The sequence below is a fragment of the Nitrospiraceae bacterium genome, from assembly GCA_021373015.1.
GTDB lineage: Bacteria > Nitrospirota > Thermodesulfovibrionia > Thermodesulfovibrionales > UBA1546 > JAJFTJ01.
This window is the reverse complement of record JAJFTJ010000013.1, coordinates 1-15,661: the sequence shown is the minus strand read 5'-3', so window position 1 is coordinate 15,661 and position 15,661 is coordinate 1. Positions and strand designations below refer to the sequence as shown.

Here is a 15,661-nt window from a genome sequence, read left to right as displayed (position 1 = left end):
GCAATAGCGCAAAGCGCTAGGATATCTTTATCTTTAGCCCAGTCAAGAGGCAGATTTTCTCCTGATTGTTTTATAAAACCAACTGGCTTATGTTCTGAAAAGAATATGCCTGCATCAGGGTTGTAGGTCTTGATCTCTTCTATCAAAAGATTAAGCTGTTCTTCGTCTATATTTTTTTTCTTTGTGATCAAAATAATATGAGCACGTCTGATTTCTTTAAGGGGTTCTCTAAGAATACCCATAGGAAGAAGTTTTCTGTTCCCGAACGGATTTTCGGCATCGATTAGCAAAATATTTTTATCCCTGTATAATTTCCAGTGCTGGAATCCATCGTCTAGTATGAATACGATTTTATCAGAGTCTGCTTTGATATTATCCAGAGCAAACATTCCTCCTTTATATCTGTCAGCGGATTTTATTATCGGAACATCTTTCAGCTTTTTGCCCATTAAAACAGGTTCATCTCCAAAAAGCATGTATGATGGAAAATTTTCTGCAGGAGTCTTGTTTTCTACAAAACACGGATCTTTTGCCCTGCCTTTATATCCCCTTGTGAGCACCACGGGGAACATCCCTTTGTTTTTTAAATTTTCAGCAAGAGCGATTACTGCAGGTGTTTTTCCTGTGCCTCCAGTAGTGATATTGCCGATGCTTATAACCTTGCAGGGAAGGCGCTTCTGATTTTTAATGGAGTAATATTTTTTTGCTGAACAGCCCACAAAGTATAAAAGTTCAAAAAGTGTCATAGGGTATATTACCAGAATAATTTTGGAAGAGAAATATCAGTTTCTGATATATTTTTTAATTTCTGATACTGCCCGGTCAACTGCTCCTGCTTTTTCATTGTAGAGCTCCTTTGCCTTTGAACCAAATGCATTTCTTTTTTCAGGCGAGCTAAGAAGCTCTTTTAGTTTTTCATAGAGGTCTGTACGAGATGCCTCGATTGCCGCTTTCTTTTTATAGAATTCCTTTGTAAAAGGGAAATTATGCGTACTTGGTCCGCACACTATTGGCTTTGCCCAGAAAGCAGGTTCAAGGAGATTTTGTCCGCCGTGATCAATAAAGCTTCCACCTATTATTGCAATGTCTGCTATGGCATAGACTGATGAAAGCTCTCCTACAGCATCAAGAATCACTACATGCCCTTTTATCTTTGATGCTGCATCAAGGCGATCCATGTCTGTACGTTTAATACAATTGATTTTTTTTTCTTTTACTAGTTCCTCTGCCTCTCTGAATCTAGCAGGATGTCTTGGAGCAATGATCAGATTTAATTCAGGAATATCAGACACTAATTTTTTATATACTGAAAGAATAAGTTCTTCCTCGCCTTTGTGTGTGCTTCCTGCGATTATGACAGGAGAAGGAAGAAGTCTTGTCCATGGCAGCAGATTCTCAGAAGGTTTTGTGTCGAATTTGAAATTCCCCGGTATTTTTATTCTGTCTTCAGAAGCGCCGAGAGCCTTTATCCGCTTTGCATACACAGAATCCTGCATGCAGAAAAGATCGATAGATCTTATGATTTTCTTCATAAAAAATCTTATTTTCATGTAGCCATCGAAAGACTTTTCAGAAATCCTGCCATTCATTATGATCGCCGGGATATTCTGTTTTTTGAAAAAAAGCAGAATATTAGGCCAGAGCTCTGTTTCCATTGTGATGAACAGGACTGGTCTGGTTTTTTTTAGTGTTCTTTTTAAAACAAATTTAAGATCAAAAGGCATGTAAATCACCTGTGTGCCGGCAGGAACTTTTTCTGATGCAATTTTTTGTCCAGTGTCTGTTATGGTGGAAACAACAATGTTTATATATGGGAATCTCTCTTTGAGTTTTTGAATGAGCGGGACTGCCGCCAATATTTCACCGATAGAAACTGCATGGATCCAGACAAGATTTGAATTATGATTAAAGCTTATGAATCCGAATTTTTCTCTGAGCCAGCGTCTTCTTATCCCCCTTGATCTTTTTGCATATTCAAAAGGAATAAAAAAAATAAGCGCGAGGCTGTAGATAAAACTATATATCAGCTGAATCATTGAATTGAAGGTTATGCAGTTTTTTGTATATCCCATTATTTTTTATGAGATCATTATGGGTTCCTGATTCTGTGATCTTTCCCTTGTCAAACACTATAATCCTATCCGCTTTTCTTACAGTAGAGAGTCTATGGGCAATAACGAATGTTGTTCTTCCTTCCATAAGTGTTTCGAGCGCCTTCTGCACCATCATCTCTGATGCCGTGTCAAGAGATGAAGTTGCCTCATCGAGTATCAATATAGGAGGATTTTTGAGTATTGCCCTTGCTATTGATAGCCTCTGTTTCTGACCTCCTGATATCCTAATCCCTCTCTCGCCTATAATGGTGTCATATCCCTGCGGAAGCTCAAGTATGAACTCATGAGCGAAAGCTGCTTTAGCGGCATTGACGATATCTTTTTCTGTTGCATCTTTTCTGCCATAAGCAATGTTTGCTCTTACAGTATCGTTGAATAAGATTATGTCCTGGCTTACTATTCCTATCAAATGTCTAAGGGATTTAAGTGAAACCCTTGATATGTTATATCCATCTATCAGTATTTCGCCTTTTATAGGATCATAAAACCTTGATATTAAGTCAACGAATGTGGATTTTCCGGCGCCGCTTTTCCCGACCAGTGCGATGATCTCACCTTTCTTAACTGAGAGATTAACGTCTTCCAAGGCATCTTCTTTTGTGTTCTCATATCTGAATGAGATGTTTTTAAATACTATTTCCTTGTCAATGTTTTTAAGTTCTGTATCTGTTCCTGATTCTTTATTTTCTGCAAGCAGCTTGTCTATCCTGTCGAGCGGTGCCCCTGCCTGATGCAGGTTGTTATTTGCATTTACTAGTCTTTTGGCCGGAGTATATATCATAAATATTGCAGTCATGAACGAGAAAAATTCTCCTGGTGTTACATTGCCTTTTATTACAAAACTGCCGCCGTACCAAATAACAAATGCTATCCCAATCCCTCCGACAAATTCCATGATTAGAGAGGTTGCCTCTACTATCCTTGTCGAACGCATAAGTTCTCGGTAATAATCCTGATTTTTCTTTTTAAATCTCGACAACTCATCTTGTTCGCGGTTGAATGACTTTATTATTTTTATTCCCATAAAGCTTTCAGTAAGTATTTGTGTTATCTCCGATATTTTTTCCAGAGCCCTTTTACTGACACTTTTTAATCTCTTGCCCAGTTTTGAAACATAATATAACGCAATCGGAAGTCCAAATATTGTTATGAGTGTCATGTCCCATCTCATATACATAGCTACACCGACAAGGGCAATTACAGTGAAACTCTCTACGAATATATCTTTAACAGTATATGCAAGAAGCCCCTGAATAGTTCCAGCATCATTGATTATTCTTGAGATCATTGCACCTGTTGAGTCTTTACCAAAAAAGCTCATTGGGAGAACAGTGGCGTGTTCGTAAAGACTGTTTCTTATGTTTCTTACTATCTTCAAGCCAACAGACCTCATGAGATAAGACTGGCAGAATGCAAATATGCCCCTTGCGATATAGACAACAAACACAGCAATTGCAATCATAACAAGATATTCGCTGTTTTTCTCTACAAATACCTTGTCAACGGCAGGTTTTACGAGATATGCAAGCGCTCCGTTCATGCCTGATGCGAAGACGCTGCATATGGCGGCAATGATTATTCTTCCCCAGTATGGTTTTGAAAGCGCGAGTATTCTGTTTATAGTTTTCACGATGTCATCTCAATTATCATATCTGCAACACGCTGCGAAGGTTTTTTGCCTGCAAATGATCTTTTTAATTCCTTGAAGTGCGCAATCATATTTTTTCTGTATTCCCCATTCATGGTAATTTTTTTAAGTTCGTCCATAATATTTTTTGCACTTACATTTTTTTGAAGCAGTTCCTTTACAACCTGTTTGTCAGGAATAATGTTTATAATCGATATGTATTTTATATCAACTATGAGTTTTCCTATGAAATAGCTTAACCGAGAGAGCTTGTATATAACAACCAGAGGTGTTTCCAGGAATGCAGACTGAAGCGTTGCAGTTCCTGATGCAATAACTGCAGCATCAGAAACAGCAAGAGACTTTATTGCATTTTCTCTGTTAATCAGAACTCTCTCATTTTTCAGACTGCAGAAATAATCATCATATTCTTCTGTATAAATATTTGGAGCCAAGGGCATTATTAGCTGATATTTATCTGGGTACTCAGCATTAATAGCAATTGCAGCATCAAGCATTACAGGAAGCAGTGATTTCAATTCATGAGGTCTGCTTCCAGGGAGAAGCGCTACAACAGGTTTGTCTGGTTTAAGCCCGAGTGTTTTTTTGATATTTTCCTTTGCAGTTTCTGAAGATGCAATTTCAGAAGCCAACGGCTCGATCTCCTCAAATGCAGGATGTCCTACGAATTCGCATTCAGCGCCTAGTTTAGTGTATATCTCTTCCTCAAAAGGAAGAATAACAGCAATTCTGTCAGAGAGATCGGCTATGGTATTTGCCCTTTTTTTCCGCCATGCCCAGACCTGCGGGCTTACATAATATAGAATCTTAATGTTTTTCTTTTTAGCGATCTTGGCAAGTCTGATATTGAAATCAGGATAGTCTATAAGAACAATTAAATCTGGAGAAAGATCAGACAATGCCTTAACAGCAAGATCGAATGTCTTTTTCAATTTTTTATATGCCGCGATAACCTCTGATATTCCGAATGCGCTTGCAATGCCGGCGATGATTTCAACTCCGGCTTGTCTCATTCTATCTCCGCCTATGCCTATTATGCGGATATCAGGTTGTTTTTCCTTTAAAGCCTTGGCGAGCAGAGAGCCGTATAATTCTCCTGAGCTCTCGCCGGTAACGATCATTATAGTCTTCATAATAAGCCCGCTTTTTCTGATTGAAACGCAGAATCCGTGCTAATCATTAATTATTTTAGAAATTTCCTTTATTGTTGATTCTTCAAGCGAAGGATACATAGGCAGAGATAGAACTTCCTTTGCTGCTTTTTCGGTCACAGGAAAATCACCTTCCTTATGTCCGAGGAAATCCAGCGCTTCCTGAAGGTGCAGTGGAATCGGATAATAGACTACTGATGATATGCCGGCATTTTTTAATTTCAGCTGTATCTCATCTCTTTTTGGAGACATGATTGTGTACTGATGATATACATGATAATACCCGTTCTTTTCTGTCGGGCATTTTACTTTATTGGAAATAAGTTTCGTATAAAGCTCTGCGCAATTTCTTCTTTGCTTATTGTATTCGTCAATTCTCTTGAATTTAACAAGCAGTATCCCTGCCTGTATTTCATCCAGCCTGCTGTTGAAGCCTATTGTTTCATGCCTGTATGCAGCTTTTGAGCCGTGATTGCGGAGCATCTTGATTGTATCAGCCAATGATGGATCGTTAAGCGTAACCATTCCTCCGTCTCCGTATGCTCCAAGGTTTTTGCTTGGATAAAAACTGAAACAACCTGCATCCCCGAAGCTTCCTGTTTTTCTGCCGTTGACAGAAGCTCCGAATGACTGAGCACAATCTTCGATTACCTTCAAGTTATGTTTCTTTGCTATCCTCATTATCTCGTTCATCTCAGCTGGATGGCCGAATATATGCACGGGAAGTATTGCCTTTGTCCTTGCTGTAATCTTTTCCTCTATCTTTTTAACATCAATATTCAATGTCTCGGGATCTATGTCAACAAATACAGGTGTAGCGCCTGTGTAAATGATCGCTTCAGATGTTGCAAAAAAAGTGAATGGCGTTGTTATTACCTCATCGCCGTCGCCTATGCCCAGCGACTCGATTGCAAGATGAAGCGCATCTGTTCCTGATGCAACTCCCAAAGCAGAGCCTACGCCATGATATTCTGCGATCTTACTTTCCAGCTCAGAGCCCTTTGCTCCAAGGATGTAGTGAGTGCTTTCGAGTATCTCTGTGATAATATCAAAAATTTCTTTTCTGATATTGTTGAATTCTTTTTTAAGATCGACCATCGGAACCATTGTTAATTCTCCCAGTTATTTATTTTTTTATTCTTTATGTTTAATTTTTTCTGTTATATCGAGAACTATTTTCAGCGCATCTCTGCCTTCAACACCCGAAACCTTTGGTTTCTTTCTTTCTGTTACACAGCAAAGGAAATCTATCAGCTCTTCTCTTAGAGGCTCTTTCTTCTCAAGGAGCAATGCATCAGCTGACAACTTGCTGTTATCATTAAAATAAGACTTGACCTCAAGATTCTGGTAGTCAACTATTGTATAAGAATCCTTCTCAAAAACAGTAAGCATCCTCTGTCTTTCGGTAGATACTCTGCTGACACTTGCAAATGCAGAAGTTCTATTTTCGAATTCAAGCCATGCGTTGGCAAAATCTATTTTATCAGTAAGAAGGCGCTGTCCGTTTGCCCTTATTTCTTTTACAGGGGAAGGCACAAGACTCAATATTATGTCTATGTCATGTATCATCAGGTCTAGTGTTATATCAACATCTGTCCCTCTGCCGGTAAAAGGAGAATAACGCCTTGATTCAAGATACAGAGGTTTCTTTATAATTTCAGATGCCTTTATCAAGGCAGGATTGTATCTCTCAATATGTCCTACCTGCAAGATGCATTTATTTTTTTCAGCCTCATTAATAAGGCAGTCAGCCTGAGCAACATCAAATGTTATAGGTTTTTCCACTAGGACATCCTTGCCTAGCCTGAGGCACGCAAGCGCAATTTCATAATGTGAAATTGTCGGAGTAACGATGTTCACAGCGTCAAGGCTTTTTATTATATCTTTATAATTAGAATAAGCCTTGCTTTTGTATTTTGATGCGAGTTCTTCCGCCCTTTTCTTGTCAATATCTATAAGGGCTGTAAGTTTTACTCCTTCGATTTCTGAATATATTCTTGCATGATGCTGGCCAAGATAGCCTGTTCCTATAACACCAACTTTGATTGACACTTATATCCCTTTCCTTAAAAAATTATCTAGTATTTTGCACTAATAGAATGGCTTTGAGCAAGAGTCTTACTGAGGCTTTTTCTTGTATGCAGAATTCAGATAGAATTTGTCAGTTTTCTTATCTCTTCCAATTTTTTTACTGCCCTGCCTGAATCTATTGCCTCTGAAGCTCTCTCAACTCCGTCCCTGAAATTTTCCGACTTGCCTGAGACAACGAGCGCTGCAGCAGTGTTCATCAGGACAATATCTCTCTTTGGTCCTTTTTCTCCATGCAGTATCGAGACTGTGATTTCTGCATTGGCATCTTTGTCAGAGCCTTTAAGGTCGTTTTTGTTCCCCTTTTTCATCCCAAAATCTTTTGGAGAGACAGAAAAGTTTTTTACTTTATTGTCTGCAAACCTTGATATCCTTGTCTTATCGACTATTGTTATCTCGTCAAGTCCGTCTTCTCCGTGGACAACCATTGCATCTTCAGCGCCGAGATTTCCAAGAACCCTTGCCAGAGGTTCTGTTAATTTATCTGTGAATACTCCTAGTATTTGTTTTTTTGCTCCTGCAGGGTTAGTGAGAGGACCCAGAATATTGAATATAGTTCTTATCCCAATTTCTTTTCTCGGTCCGACTGCATATTTCATAGCAGGGTGAAACATAGGAGCAAATAAAAATCCGAATCCTGTCTCGAAGAGACAACTTTCAACTTTCCCAGGTTCAAGGTCTATTCTAATTTCAAGCGCTTCAAGCAGATCAGCGCTTCCGGATCTGCTTGATACAGCTCGGTTACCGTGTTTTGCAACCGGAACTCCGCATGCTGACAGGATGATTGCTGTTGTTGTAGAGATATTGAATGTGTGAGCCATATCTCCGCCTGTGCCGCATGTATCGAGTACGCCTTCAGGAGCTTTTATCTTTGCGGCTTTTTCGCGCATAATCTTTGCTGCCCCTGTTATCTCCTCCACTGTCTCGCCTTTTAATCTGAGCGCTGTCAGAAATGAACCTATCTGGGCGTCCGTAGCATTCCCTTCCATGATTTCATTCATGCATTCTGACATCTCGTTTTCAGAGAGGGTTTTTTTGTTTAGAAGATGATTGATAGCGTCTTTTATCATTGTGATGTCTCAAAATATAACGAATAATATATTATAATTCGTTATCTCAGCGCATAATTTTATCACAATACTTGACTTATTGTCATGATTTATTTAATTCTATTACTCATGCATTTTTGATTCTTCAGGAGGTTTTTCAATGACCCGCGCAACATTCAAGGGCGGAATTCATCCGCCTGACAACAAAGCGCTGACAGCAGATAGAAGTATTGAAAAGGCTGGCGTCCCAATGCGTGTTGTCATGCATATGAGCCAGCACATAGGGGCTCCATGCAAGCCTGTTGTTTCAATATATCAGGATGTGAAAAAAGGCGAACTTATAGGAGAGCCGACAGCATTCGTATCATCTCCAATACATTCATCAGTTTCCGGAAAAGTAATCGCAATTTCAGAATTCCCAAGCATAACAGGCAAGATGATTAATTCTGTTGTGATAGAAAACAACGGGAAAGAAGAATGGGCAGAATTAAAAGAAGACCCTGATTATGAAAACCTGTCAGTTGATGAACTAAGAGAAAAGATAAAGACAGCAGGAATTGTCGGAATGGGTGGCGCTGCATTCCCTACCCTAGTAAAACTTTCACCTCCAAAAGAAAAAACAATAGACACTGTAATAATTAACGGCGCAGAATGCGAACCCTATCTTACTGCTGATTACAGGATGATGATTGAAGAACCTGATGAGATAATAGAAGGACTCAAGATAATAATGAAGATACTTAATGTTGAGAGGGGTTTTATAGGCATAGAAGATAACAAGCCTCTGGCAGTTGAGGCCATGAGCAGAGCAGCCTTAAGAACAAAAGGGATTAAGGTAAAAAGTCTTGAGGTCAAATATCCTCAGGGCGCTGAGAAGATGCTGATAAAGTCTATTACCGGGAGAAAAGTTCCGCCAAAAGGACTGCCTATGGATGTTAAAGTAGTCGTGCAGAATGTTGGAACAGCTCTGGCTGTTTACGAGGCCGTAAGATACGGAAGACCATTAATAGAAAGGGTTGTTACTGTAACAGGCGAAGGGATAAAAAGACCTGCAAATCTTAAAGTGAGAATTGGCACGCTTATATCTGATTTAGTAACACAGTGCTGCAGCCTCAAGGAAAATGCATCAAAAATAATTGCAGGCGGACCAATGATGGGATTTGCGCTGTCATCTCTTGATGTTCCTGTAACAAAAGGCACATCAGGAATACTTGCGTTAACAGACGATAAAGTAGAGGAATCAGGTGAATTCGAACCGTGCATAAGATGCGGAAGATGCATTGATATATGTCCTATGGGACTCATGCCTTCGATGCTGAGCATATATTCCGAAAAAGGGTTTTATGAAGAGACAAAGTCATATAATATATTTGATTGTTTCGAATGCGGTTCATGCGCATTTGTCTGCCCTTCAAAGAGGCCGATAGTGCAGCTTGTAAGACTTGCAAAATCTCAGGTGAAACCATGACAGCAAAAGAAAATGAATTAATAGTCAGCACAAGTCCTCATATAAAAGATGAAGAATCCACTACCCGCATAATGTGGGCAGTAAGCCTTTCTCTTCTCCCTGCTTTTTTCATGGGAGTTTATTTCTTCGGACCAAAGGCTTTATTCATAACAGCCTTGTGTATGTTGATTTCGGTGCTTTCAGAATATGTAATGCAGAAATTATCAGGCAAAAAAATAACAATAACTGACGGAAGCGCTGTGCTCACAGGTCTTTTGCTCGGGTTGAACATGCCTCCTTCATTATTGTCCATCAATCCTTTCACGATTCATATCCCGGTTATAGGTGCGATAGTTGCGATCATCATAACAAAGCAGCTTTTTGGAGGGATTGGATACAATATATTTAATCCAGCACTTATAGGAAGGGCATTTGTACTCATATCATTTCCAAAGGCGATGACAATCTGGTCAGAGCCTACAGCAGCATTCTTTGCGCTTGATGCAAAAACAACAGCAACCCCCTTAGGCATTCTGAAAGAAGAGGGCATAACAAGATTAATCGAAGTCTTTGGAGACAAGAGCAACTTATATGCGCAGCTGTTTCTCGGTTATAGAGCAGGTTCAATCGGCGAGACATCAGTGCTGGCTTTATTAATAGGAGCAGCATTTCTTTTATATAAGAGATATATAACATGGCATATTCCTCTTTCATATCTTGCAACATCAGCATTGCTCGCATGGATATTCGGAGGCAAAAATCCTTTAACAGGCAATATCGCATTTTTCACAGGAGATCCGATAGTCCATCTTTTAAGCGGCGGCCTAATACTCGGCGCATTTTTTATGGCAACAGACTATGTAACATCTCCTTCTATTAGAAGAGGACAAATTGTTTTTGGAACAGGCTGCGGCATACTCACTATGCTGATAAGAATAAAAGGCGGCTATCCTGAAGGGGTAATGTTCGCAATACTCCTAATGAATTGTTTCACTCCGCTGATTGACAGGGCTATGAGGTCAGAGGTTTTCGGCTCTATAAGGAAAAAAGAGCTATGAGAGAAATGTTAAAGATAACATTCAGCCTGGTGATAATATTTGTTATAGCGGGGTTTATTATGGCTAGTGTTTTTGCAATAACAGCGCCTGTTATAAAAGAGAAAAAGGAGCAGGAAGAGACGCTTGCAAGAAAGGCAATGATGCCTGATGCAGATGCTATTGTGGAAGCCGGAGAGTGGAAGCCTTTTGGGAAAAAAGGAAAATATTTTGAAGGCAAAAAAAACGGCGAGACAATAGGATATCTTATTACAACATACGGCAAAGGATATTCAAGTTACATAAATGTGCTTGTCTCAGTTGACAAAGAGATGAAGGTGAAAGGCATAAGCATACTAGGTCATGGCGAGACGCCTGGGCTTGGCGATGAGATAGAACAGGAGTATTTCAAAAAACGTTTTGAGTCCAAGATGATAGACCAGCTTGAGGTGGTAAAGGTTGAAGGCACAGATAAAATACAGGCGATCTCAGGCGCAACAATTTCTAGCAGAGCTGTTACAAACAGCGTTAAGGATGCGGTAAAACTCCTCAAAGAGAAATATTCCGGAGCAAAAAATGAACAGTAAAAAGATAAGTTATCTTGCGTTAATCAAAAATGGAATTTTTTCAGAGAATCCGATATTCAGAGTCGCGCTAAGTCTCTGTCCTGCAGTTGCTGTTACGAATAGGCTCAAAAACGGATTCATGATGGGTGTTGCAGTTGTATTTGTTCAGATAATGGTGAATATCACTGTATCGCTTATAAGAAAGTTTATTAACCCGAAGGTAAGAATCCCTGTATATATGTTTATCATTGCAACATGGGTCACTGTAACTGACCTTACGATGGCTGCTTATTTCAGGGATGTCTATGCGCAGATGGGTTTGTACATAAAGTTGATAGTAGCGTTTGCAATAATACTGTCAAGGGCAGAGATATTTGCAAGCAAGAACAAGACTGTGCCGTCACTGGTCGACGGACTCGGAGTAGGATTAGGATTTCTGCTTGCTCTGGTTGTTATAGGATTTTTCAGGGAACTCTTGGGAAAGGGATCGGTATGGGACATCCCAATAGTTAATGCAAAGCCTCTTCTGATTATGGTTCTTCCAACAGGAGGGTTTTTTGCGGTGGGAATTCTCATGGGTATTTTCAACTGGATAGACATTAAATTTTTTGGCGGAGCGCCTCAGACGCCTAAGGGTCATTAGGAGATAAGACATGGAATTTACACAACTCTTTGAGATATTTATTGCAGCATCCCTTATAAATAATTTTGTTTTCACAAAATACCTTGGTCTTTGTATATTCTTCGGAGTAACAAGAAGAATGGATACTGCGATAGGCATGAGCATCACATTTACATCTGTGATGATAATCAGCGCTGCGCTGAACTGGATAATATATAAATTCATAATGGTTCCACTCGGACTGGGTTTTCTTGAAATAGTAATATTCATCGGAGTTGTCGCAGGATTTGTTCAAGCAGCAGATACTATAATGAAAAAAATTTCCCCTGGACTTTATTACAGGCTTGGCATCTACCTTGCGCTTATTACCACAAACTGCATTATACTTGCTGTTCCTCTTGAGAATGTCTCATCAGGATACGGGTTCATACAGAGCATGGTTTTTGGTTTTGGTTCAGGTGTGGGTTTCAGCCTTGCGATGATAATCATGGCAAGCATAAGAGAAAGGCTTGAGGTTGCAAATATTCCAAAGGCATTTCAGGGACTGCCTATATCATTTATAGTCACTGGTCTAATAGCTCTGGCATTTCTCGGGTTTGCAGGACTGATTACTCTATAGATAAATAAAATTATTTTTGGAGAATAAATCAAGCAGATGACAAAAAAGGTTTTTATAACAACCGTCATATTTTTTCTGATATTTTCTGCATCAGCTCATGCAGGTGTTGGCGGTGAGATCGATGTCAGTGGTCCGATAGATATCACACAGATATTGTTTTTCACATTATTGTTCCTTGTTGGACTTGGAATAGTTTTTGGGATTGGGCTTGCCTTTGCAGCAGCAAAGTTCGCTGTTAAGACAGACCCTAAAGTCGAACAGGTGAGAGACGTACTTCCGGGCGCTAACTGCGGAGCATGCGGATTTGCAGGATGTCAGGGTTATGCCGAAGCTGTTGCAACAAATCCTGACATTGCCACGAATCTCTGCGCTCCAGGAGGAAAACATACAGCAGAAGAGATAGCGAGGATCACAGGCAAAGCTGCTGTAACAACAGAGCCTATTTTTGCAAGGATAATGTGCCAGGGCGGCTGGTCTAAATCAGTAAAGAGATTTAAATACGAAGGCGTTCAGGACTGCAGGGCAGTGATCCTTGCAGGCGGCGGGGACAAGGCATGCAGATACGGATGCCTTGGATACGGCACATGCGAGAGAGTATGTCCTTTTGATGCAATTAAAATGACAGAAGACCACCTTCCATTTGTTGATATCAAAAAATGCACTGGATGCAGAAAATGCGAACAGGCATGTCCGACAAAAGTCATAGAAGTTTTGCCTGCGTCAAAAGAAGTTCTTGTAACATGTCATTCAAAAGACAAAGGACCCGAGACAAAAAAGAACTGCACAATAGGATGCATTGCATGCGGAATGTGTCTTAAAGTGTGTCCGTTCAATGCTCCTGTAATGACTGATAATCTTGCGAGAATAGATATAAGCAAATGCAAAGTCTGCGGCTTGTGCGTTCCGAAATGCCCTACAAAAGCTATTACTGATTTTATCCCTCACAGGTCAAAAGCATTTGTAATGGACAACTGCATCGGCTGTCAGATATGTACAAAAGTCTGTCCTGTTAATGCAGCGTCAGGCGAATTAAAGAAGAAGCATGTTATAGACAAAGATAAGTGCATTGGCTGCGGAATCTGCACGGAGAAATGTCCTGTACAGGCAATCAACGGCACATTCAATGCGCCTGAGATTTTTGAAAAGGCAAAAGAGAAGAAGACAAAAATAGCTTCCTGATATTTATTTCTGATTTTATACTTTATATTCCTTTTTAAAAAACAACTCTGAACTTGTTTTTGGTATAATAAAACCCTTTGGAGGGGTGGCCGAGCGGTTGAAGGCGACGGTCTTGAAAATCGTTGTAGGGGCAACTCTACCGTGAGTTCGAATCTCACCCCCTCCGCCATTCATGTTGTCCTTGTAATTCTCTGAAAATTTGTCTTATACTGCTTTTGGTGAGAGAAAATAACGACATAAATGGAAATACGGGATGTGTCCCTGATAAAACTACGGGATGTGTCCCTGATAAAACTAAAATTATACTATTTATTATTCTGCCAAATCAGCAATTTTAGACCCTGTAATAGTTATTGATACACTAGGCATAGTTGCCATGCCTCCAGAGACTTGAAAGTTATTGCCAGACAACTTTCCAGAGAGACTGAGGTTGAATTGCTTTATCGGTCCTAGTACAGAATTGATAGGGCCTCTGTAGTGTTTTACTTCCACAGATGCTTTAATACCATCTCCGTAATAATCAAGGTGGCCGCGATATAGATAGGTTGCGTCAGCTCCGTTTACCGATCCGTCTTTAACAACAACAATCCCCTCCCCAAACGTATTATTATTAGCTACGAATGAGACTAAGTAAATGCCAGAGATCATTTACACCCTCCTTTCAGAATTGATTTCAATTTAAAAAAATCGTCCTTACTGCTTGGAAACTCAGCCAATACTCTCTTCACTTTATCATTGATTCCTTTATTGGATGTTAGGGAAGATACAATATCTGGGAGCTTATCTGCATCATCAACACTTAAAACAATTTTTTCTATATCAGAATGTTTTATATCCAGAGATTTAAGAAAAGAGTAAAATAAGTTGTTATTCAAATGCGTAAAATCTGTTGCTTGTTGATAATTGGCTTTTGATTTGGATGCAGCGGAGATAGCTGGTTCCACTGGATATTTGTTAAGGATATTGCGTTGGGAGTTTTGTAGCACCTCAAGCCATGAAGCATCATCTTTAAAATCGGAAGGAGCATATAATGCTTCTCTTTTCCAAATTAAAATATAAAAAAAGCCGCACACCAGTAGCACTGGATATCCGATAACAAACCAAATTAAGATATTCTGAATTTCGGTTGATAGAAATGGTAGCACTGCTGTCATGGCCACATCAGAAAGACTAGCGAATGTAGCGATAAGTGTCAAAGGGTTTTTTATAATCTCTTGCTTCTTCATGGTGATTTTGGTCTATTCATGGAATTAATAATATACCTGGAAGCTCCCAGCATTCTCTTTTCAGTTTCTTCAACATCATGTCAAATTATAGTAATCAAGGTTGCTGTAGTCAAGCAGAAGATATTACAAAACAATCGAAAATGGCAGAGAGGATTTTGTAGGGATTGTCTCTGCTGCTCTATGCCGTGTAATATAATAATTTACGCAGCAATCAATCATGAGATACAATGCCTATATTTGAGTATAAATGCGAAAAGTGCGGCGAAGAGTTCGGATTTTTTCAAAATACACACCGCCATTTTTAATTTTCTCCTTGTAAACCGCAATCAAATTTCCTATACTTTCATTGCGTTGAGCAGTTTTTAAAGAGACTAAAACAGTATTATTTTTTGGAGGGTTTATGAAAAATACATTCAGGATTATTTCAGTTTTAATTATCTCCTTTGCTTTTTGCATAACTGGTTTTGCCGCAGATACACAGCCGCCTTTTAAATCAGTCCAGCCTAAAACATCTCTCAATCCAAAGACAGCCACTATCGATATAGGAGTGGCGGGGCTGAAAATCGATTCTCTAAAACTTAAAGAATCAGCAAGTTCATGCGAATGGCAGTATGAAGTAACAGTAAAAAATGCAGGACCAAAGAGCGTTACAGGCACAATAGGTCTCGGAGTATATCTGCATTTTGGGCCGAACAAGATTACAGGAGGCACAAATACTCTGCACATAAATAATTTAGCGCCGGGGAAAACATATACAGAGATCAAACCGATAATGGAGATTGGAAATTCAAAATACAACAAGCTGAGTCTTAATCTGACCAGCGGGTCCAAAGTTGTGGACACAAAGGTGATTGACCTTAACATTCACTATACAGCTCAGATAACATCAGCAAAAGTCGAATCAGGAATGGTCAATGT

16 protein-coding genes and 1 tRNA gene are annotated in these 15,661 nt (G+C 39.6%); 8 read left to right on the top strand and 9 right to left on the bottom strand.

The window, feature by feature from the left end; all coding sequences use genetic code 11:
* From lpxK to trpD, 7 genes are all read right to left on the bottom strand, one after another.
* Nucleotides 1-746 (bottom strand): tetraacyldisaccharide 4'-kinase (gene lpxK / locus LLF28_05585; GenBank protein ID MCE5194915.1); only part of this gene is annotated, 746 nt, incomplete at its 3' end.
* 36 nt (nt 747-782) lie between these two features.
* A complete protein-coding gene (locus tag LLF28_05580; GenBank protein MCE5194914.1) occupies nt 783-2,036 on the bottom strand; it encodes a 3-deoxy-D-manno-octulosonic acid transferase in 1,254 nt (417 codons plus the stop codon).
* On the bottom strand, nt 2,017-3,744 hold the full coding sequence (locus LLF28_05575) for an ABC transporter ATP-binding protein/permease (GenBank protein MCE5194913.1): 1,728 nt from the start codon (nt 3,742-3,744) through the stop codon (nt 2,017-2,019). Before LLF28_05575 ends, LLF28_05580 begins: the two co-directional genes overlap by 20 nt.
* Entirely contained in the window at nt 3,741-4,895 is a 1,155-nt protein-coding gene (lpxB, locus tag LLF28_05570; GenBank protein MCE5194912.1) for a lipid-A-disaccharide synthase, read from the bottom strand. The genes LLF28_05575 and lpxB overlap by 4 nt, the downstream gene beginning before the upstream one ends.
* Nucleotides 4,896-4,934: 39 nt before the next feature.
* Entirely contained in the window at nt 4,935-6,020 is a 1,086-nt protein-coding gene (locus LLF28_05565) for a DegT/DnrJ/EryC1/StrS family aminotransferase (protein MCE5194911.1), read from the bottom strand.
* 27 nt (nt 6,021-6,047) lie between these two features.
* Nucleotides 6,048-6,965 carry a Gfo/Idh/MocA family oxidoreductase gene (locus LLF28_05560; protein ID MCE5194910.1) on the bottom strand — a complete coding sequence of 306 codons (918 nt, stop codon included), beginning with the start codon at nt 6,963-6,965 and terminating at the stop codon, nt 6,048-6,050.
* A gap of 95 nt (nt 6,966-7,060) precedes the next feature.
* Nucleotides 7,061-8,071, bottom strand: a complete 1,011-nt coding sequence (gene trpD / locus LLF28_05555; protein MCE5194909.1) for an anthranilate phosphoribosyltransferase — start codon at nt 8,069-8,071, stop codon at nt 7,061-7,063.
* A gap of 139 nt (nt 8,072-8,210) precedes the next feature.
* Here trpD and rsxC point away from each other — a divergent pair, with 139 nt between their 5' ends.
* From rsxC to LLF28_05520, 7 genes are all read left to right on the top strand, one after another.
* On the top strand, nt 8,211-9,518 hold the full coding sequence (rsxC, locus tag LLF28_05550) for an electron transport complex subunit RsxC (GenBank protein MCE5194908.1): 1,308 nt from the start codon (nt 8,211-8,213) through the stop codon (nt 9,516-9,518).
* On the top strand, nt 9,515-10,555 hold the full coding sequence (locus LLF28_05545; protein MCE5194907.1) for an RnfABCDGE type electron transport complex subunit D: 1,041 nt from the start codon (nt 9,515-9,517) through the stop codon (nt 10,553-10,555). The genes rsxC and LLF28_05545 overlap by 4 nt, the downstream gene beginning before the upstream one ends.
* A complete protein-coding gene (locus LLF28_05540; GenBank protein ID MCE5194906.1) occupies nt 10,552-11,118 on the top strand; it encodes an RnfABCDGE type electron transport complex subunit G in 567 nt (188 codons plus the stop codon). The genes LLF28_05545 and LLF28_05540 overlap by 4 nt, the downstream gene beginning before the upstream one ends.
* A complete protein-coding gene (rsxE, locus tag LLF28_05535) occupies nt 11,108-11,740 on the top strand; it encodes an electron transport complex subunit RsxE (protein ID MCE5194905.1) in 633 nt (210 codons plus the stop codon). The genes LLF28_05540 and rsxE overlap by 11 nt, the downstream gene beginning before the upstream one ends.
* A 10-nt stretch (nt 11,741-11,750) precedes the next feature.
* Nucleotides 11,751-12,338 (top strand): hypothetical protein, encoded by a 588-nt coding sequence (locus LLF28_05530; protein MCE5194904.1) that lies wholly within the window; start codon nt 11,751-11,753, stop codon nt 12,336-12,338.
* Nucleotides 12,339-12,374: 36 nt separating this feature from the next.
* Nucleotides 12,375-13,517, top strand: coding sequence for a Fe-S cluster domain-containing protein (locus tag LLF28_05525; protein MCE5194903.1), 1,143 nt, complete (start codon nt 12,375-12,377; stop codon nt 13,515-13,517).
* Nucleotides 13,518-13,596: 79 nt separating this feature from the next.
* A tRNA-Ser gene (locus tag LLF28_05520) sits at nt 13,597-13,686 on the top strand.
* A gap of 143 nt (nt 13,687-13,829) precedes the next feature.
* Here LLF28_05520 and LLF28_05515 read toward each other — a convergent pair.
* Nucleotides 13,830-14,165, bottom strand: coding sequence for a hypothetical protein (locus tag LLF28_05515; GenBank protein ID MCE5194902.1), 336 nt, complete (start codon nt 14,163-14,165; stop codon nt 13,830-13,832).
* Nucleotides 14,162-14,743 (bottom strand): hypothetical protein, encoded by a 582-nt coding sequence (locus tag LLF28_05510; protein MCE5194901.1) that lies wholly within the window; start codon nt 14,741-14,743, stop codon nt 14,162-14,164. The genes LLF28_05515 and LLF28_05510 overlap by 4 nt, the downstream gene beginning before the upstream one ends.
* Nucleotides 14,744-15,143: 400 nt before the next feature.
* On the opposite strand from LLF28_05510, the gene LLF28_05505 reads away from it, so the two are divergent.
* Nucleotides 15,144-15,661: hypothetical protein (locus LLF28_05505; protein ID MCE5194900.1), on the top strand; the 518-nt coding region annotated here is incomplete at its 3' end.

Excerpts from the sequence above, each read along its gene's own strand:
- LLF28_05580 (MCE5194914.1), bottom strand. The coding sequence starts at position 2,036 with ATGATTCAGCTGATATATAGTTTTATCTACAGCCTCGCGCTTATTTTT.
- rsxE (MCE5194905.1), top strand. The coding sequence starts at position 11,108 with ATGAACAGTAAAAAGATAAGTTATCTTGCGTTAATCAAAAATGGAATT.
- LLF28_05540 (MCE5194906.1), top strand. The coding sequence starts at position 10,552 with ATGAGAGAAATGTTAAAGATAACATTCAGCCTGGTGATAATATTTGTT.
- LLF28_05530 (MCE5194904.1), top strand. The coding sequence starts at position 11,751 with ATGGAATTTACACAACTCTTTGAGATATTTATTGCAGCATCCCTTATA.
- LLF28_05545 (MCE5194907.1), top strand. The coding sequence starts at position 9,515 with ATGACAGCAAAAGAAAATGAATTAATAGTCAGCACAAGTCCTCATATA.
- LLF28_05515 (MCE5194902.1), bottom strand. The coding sequence starts at position 14,165 with ATGATCTCTGGCATTTACTTAGTCTCATTCGTAGCTAATAATAATACG.
- LLF28_05565 (MCE5194911.1), bottom strand. The coding sequence starts at position 6,020 with ATGGTTCCGATGGTCGATCTTAAAAAAGAATTCAACAATATCAGAAAA.
- LLF28_05510 (MCE5194901.1), bottom strand. The coding sequence starts at position 14,743 with ATGAAGAAGCAAGAGATTATAAAAAACCCTTTGACACTTATCGCTACA.
- trpD (MCE5194909.1), bottom strand. The coding sequence starts at position 8,071 with ATGATAAAAGACGCTATCAATCATCTTCTAAACAAAAAAACCCTCTCT.
- LLF28_05525 (MCE5194903.1), top strand. The coding sequence starts at position 12,375 with ATGACAAAAAAGGTTTTTATAACAACCGTCATATTTTTTCTGATATTT.
- lpxB (MCE5194912.1), bottom strand. The coding sequence starts at position 4,895 with ATGAAGACTATAATGATCGTTACCGGCGAGAGCTCAGGAGAATTATAC.
- rsxC (MCE5194908.1), top strand. The coding sequence starts at position 8,211 with ATGACCCGCGCAACATTCAAGGGCGGAATTCATCCGCCTGACAACAAA.